The sequence below is a fragment of the Streptomyces sp. NPDC056948 genome, assembly GCF_042674225.1.
GTDB lineage: Bacteria > Actinomycetota > Actinomycetes > Streptomycetales > Streptomycetaceae > Streptomyces > Streptomyces purpurascens.
The window spans coordinates 1-4,007 of record NZ_JBHUQX010000615.1; the positions used below are offsets into that span (position 1 = coordinate 1).

4 protein-coding genes are annotated in these 4,007 nt (G+C 71.2%); 1 reads left to right on the top strand and 3 read right to left on the bottom strand.

Going from position 1 to position 4,007, the window contains the following annotated elements; all coding sequences use genetic code 11:
• The coding region (locus ACFTZL_RS42200) for a flavin reductase family protein (protein ID WP_382595113.1) at positions 1 to 392 on the bottom strand (392 nt) is incomplete at its 3' end.
• Positions 389 to 1,570 carry an acyl-CoA dehydrogenase family protein gene (locus ACFTZL_RS42205; RefSeq protein ID WP_382595116.1) on the bottom strand — a complete coding sequence of 394 codons (1,182 nt, stop codon included), beginning with the start codon at positions 1,568 to 1,570 and terminating at the stop codon, positions 389 to 391. The genes ACFTZL_RS42205 and ACFTZL_RS42200, both read right to left, overlap by 4 nt.
• A 250-nt stretch (positions 1,571 to 1,820) precedes the next feature.
• Between ACFTZL_RS42205 and ACFTZL_RS42210 the strand changes: the two genes are divergently transcribed.
• Positions 1,821 to 2,771, top strand: a complete 951-nt coding sequence (locus ACFTZL_RS42210; protein WP_382595119.1) for a helix-turn-helix domain-containing protein — start codon at positions 1,821 to 1,823, stop codon at positions 2,769 to 2,771.
• A gap of 2 nt (positions 2,772 to 2,773) precedes the next feature.
• On the opposite strand, the gene ACFTZL_RS42215 is transcribed toward ACFTZL_RS42210, so the two are convergent.
• Positions 2,774 to 3,640 carry a 3-hydroxybutyryl-CoA dehydrogenase gene (locus tag ACFTZL_RS42215; RefSeq protein ID WP_382595121.1) on the bottom strand — a complete coding sequence of 289 codons (867 nt, stop codon included), beginning with the start codon at positions 3,638 to 3,640 and terminating at the stop codon, positions 2,774 to 2,776.
• Positions 3,641 to 4,007: the final 367 nt, after the last annotated feature.

The window sequence follows — 4,007 nt, forward strand, 5'->3', positions numbered from 1 at the left end:
GCCCCGGGGAACTCGGCGTAGACCGAGCAGTCCAGCCAGAGGCCGGCGCCGCGGACGTACACACTGCCGCCCTCGGACGCCTCCCAGTCGACGTCTGCGAACCGGTCACCACCCTTGCCCGCCAGCGAACGGCAGACCGGATCCTGCTCCTCCGCCAGCACGCTCAGGCCCAGGCGGCTCTTGATCCTCAGCTTGGGCCAGGTCGACGAGGTGTCCTGGACACAGACCGACACCAGCGGCGGCCGAAGAGAGACCGGCGTGAACGTACTCGCGGCCATGCCCACCGGCCCGCCCGAATCCAGTGCGCACAGGGCTGTCACCCCGGAAGGGAAGCAACCGAACGCCTGGCGCAGCACGGCGGTGTCCGTCGGTGCCGTCGAAAGGGCGCTCATCGGACATCCTCCCGACCCGAGAGAACCGCGCCCAGACGACGCAGCGAGCCGTTGTTGCCCGCGACGTGCTGGGAGACGCAGCGGACGTCGCGCCAGCGGCGCTGCAGGGGATGGGAGCTGTAGAGGCCCGAGCTGCCCGACAGGGTCATGAGTTCGTTGAGGAGCCGGATGCCCTCGTGGTGGATGTGCTGGTGGCCGCCGGTGTAGCCGAACCATTCGCGGGCGGTGGGCTCCTCGCCCGCGAGCGCACGGTCCATGACGACACGGCCGGTCTGCTCCAGCAGGGCGTTCAATGCCGCCGTGCGAAGGTGCAGCTCGGCGAACTTCTCCTGGAACACCGGGTCCTCACCGATGACGAGCCTGGGATCGAACGCCGGCCGCTTGGTGGCGGCGAGTTCGGCCAGATCGTCCAGCGCGCCTTCCAGGCAGCCGATGATGACGGCGTCGTGGGACGAGCCGGTGGCGGTGTACGGCAAGCCGTAGAAGGGGGCGGGGATGTTGTTGTCACCCACCAGCGGCCCGGTGAAGCGCTCGGGCACGAAGACGTCGTCCATGGTGAAGTCCGTGCTCTGTGTGGCGCGCAGACCCACGGCGTCCCACGTGTCGAGGAACGTGGCCTGCTCGGGGCGGAAGAGCGCGACGCGCATGTCCGGCCGGCCGTCCGGGAGCGGAGGTGCACCCTCGACCACGAAGCCCGCGAGCATCCAGTCCGGCGTGAACGAACCGCTGGCCAGCGGCCAGCGCCCACTGAGGCGGTAGCCTCCCGCAACCTTCGTCGCTCTGCCCTTGGGCGCTATCGCCCCACGGAGCATCAGGTCGGCGCCGTCGCCGAACACCTCCTTCCCGAGCGTCTCGTGGGGCAGCGAACGCACGAAGAACCAGGCCATCGAAGCAGCCTGAACGGTCCAGCCGGTGGACCCGTCGGCCCATGAGATCTCCCGGACCACCCGAGCGCTCTCCACCAGGTCCAGCTGCTCGCCGCCCCATGCCCTGGGCAGGCTCATCCGGAACACACCGGCTTCGCGCAGGGCGGCGATGAGGTCCGCCGGGACGGCACGGGCGGCCTCGGCCTCGGCGGAACGTGCCGCGATCTCGGGCAGGTGCGCCCGGACGCGGTCGAGCACGCGGCAACGTGCTGCCTGGTCGGGTGATGCGGTGGACTCGAGCAATGTCGACATGAAGGATCCTTGGATACGGCGGTACGGGAAGACGGACGGGACACCGGCCGAGGTGCCCCGGGGTCACTGCTCGCATGATGTGGGGCGTGGCACGGGACCTGCTTGTGTCCGGGAGCACCGGGAATTTGTGTGGCTGAGAACACTTCCCGCGAGCCGGTTGCGGAACGCCCGGGGAGACTTACCATTCCTCGCCAGGAGTGCCGTCCGAGCCCGTTCCCGTGGGTTCCGGCACCGCCGGGAGGAGAACCGCATGCCCCGGATCACGACACCGAGCCAAGGTACGGCCACCGAGCGACTGGACTGCTGGCGGGACGCCGTGAGCCGGAACCTCGTGCCCCTGGAGGTCCGGCCGCGCGAGAGCGCGGACTTCAGGGCGTCCCTGCACGCCGTGCAGGTCGGTCAGGTGCAGATGTCGGTCATCTCGGCCGAGCCGCACACCATCGCGCGCACCCGCCGCCACATCGCATCCGACGCACCCGACTTCTTGCAGCTGACGGTGCAGCTCACCGGGCAGGGCGTGCTGACCCAGCGGGACCGCCAGGCCGAAGTGGGGCCGGGGGAACTGGTCGTCTACGACACACGCCGCCCCTTCACCTACGACCTCCACCAGTCCCACACCGGTCTCGTGCTGATGTTCCCGCGGACCATGCTGCCCCTGGCGGAGCGTGACCTGCTGCGTGTGACGGCGACTCCGGTGCCCTGCCACGACGGGCTCGGGCAGGTGGTCCTGCCCCTCCTGCACGGGCTGGCGCGGCAGATGGAACTCGTGGAGTCCCGGGGCACGCCCCGACTCGCCGACAACGTGATCGACCTGGTCGGCACCCTGCTGGCGGAGCACGCGGACGGGGACCGGAGGGCCACGGAGGCCGGCCCGGACCTGCTCACCGAGCGCGTCCTCGGCTACATGGAGCAGCGGCTCGCGGACCCCGGGCTGAGCCCCGAGGGCATCGCGGCCGCCCACCGCATCTCCCGCCGCTACCTGTACAAGTTGCTGGCCGCGCGGGGACACACCGTCTCGGGCTGGATCCGGGAACAGCGCCTCGCCCGGTGCCGGCGCGACCTCACCGATCCGGCACTGGACCATCTTCCGGTCGGCGCCGTCGGCGGGCGCTGGGGTTTCGCGGACCCCGCCCATTTCAGCCACGCCTTCAAGGCGGCCTACGGCATGAGTCCCCGGGAGGCCCGCGCGGCGCGCCGATGACGTCAGGCGGGCTGGTAGTCGAAGAATCCCTGCCCCGACTTGCGGCCCAGCAGACCCGATTCGACCATGCGGCGCAGCAGCGGGGGAGGGGCGTACAACGGCTCCCGGTACTCCTCGTAGAGCGCTTCGCCGATCGCCGCCACGGTGTCCAGTCCGATGAGGTCGGCGAGGCGCAGCGGCCCCATGGGATGGGCGCACCCGGCCGTCATGCCCGTGTCGATGTCCTCCGCGGTCGCCGTGCCGGAGGCGACCATGCGCACCGCGGCCAACAGGTAAGGCACCAGCAGGGAGTTCACCACGAAGCCCGCGCGGTCCTGCGCGACGATCGTTGTCTTGCCCAGGATGTCGCCCGCGAAGTCCCGCACGCGCAGCCCGGTGCTTTCCGAGGTGTGCAGGGAGGGGACGATCTCCACCAGTGGCATGACGGGGACCGGGTTGAAGAAGTGCAGGCCGATCACCCTCTCAGGACGGCCGGCAGCGGCCGCGAGCCGGGCGATGGGGATCGACGAGGTGTTGCTGGCCAGCACGGCCGCCGGGTCCGTGACCACCTCGCCCAGCTGCCGGAACAGTGCTGTCTTGGCCCGCTCGTCCTCGACGGCCGCCTCGATGACCAGGTCCGCCCTGCCCAGGCGGGAGAGGTCCTCGGTGACCGAGATCCCGGCCAGGGCGTGCGCGCGGTCCTCGGGCGCGATGGCACCGCGCTTCTCCGCCTTCAGCAGGGAGTCCGCCACGCCGGCCAGCCCGGCCCGGGCCCTGTCCTCGGTCACGTCGCACAACGTGACGTGCAGCCCGGCCCGGGCGCACACCTCGGTGATGCCTCGGCCCATCTGGCCCGCGCCCACGACGCCCACGTGTTTGATCGCTGTCATGTGTTCCTCCGCCTGTCCCTCGGTCGGGCGGCGGCCGCCGGTCGCCGCCACGGTGTGTGCCACCCTGTCGAGCGTAGGCCCGGCACACCCCCTCTGACCTGCACGGACAGTGCGTCATCCGCGTACAAACGTGCGTCGGTCGAGGGGCGCAGGCACCTGGTCGTCGAGGCATGCCGAAGGGGCGTCCGGCCCATGCCGGACGCCTGAGTTGTCGACTGTTCAGGCCGTGGCCGTTGCGGCGGCAGCCTCCCGCAGCCGGCGGATCACACCGCGCACCGCAGGCGAGGTCTCCCCCTTGCGGTAGGCGCCGACCAGCCGGGTGGTCGGCGCCCCGTCGGCCCCCCGCCGGGAAGCCACACCCGGGCGG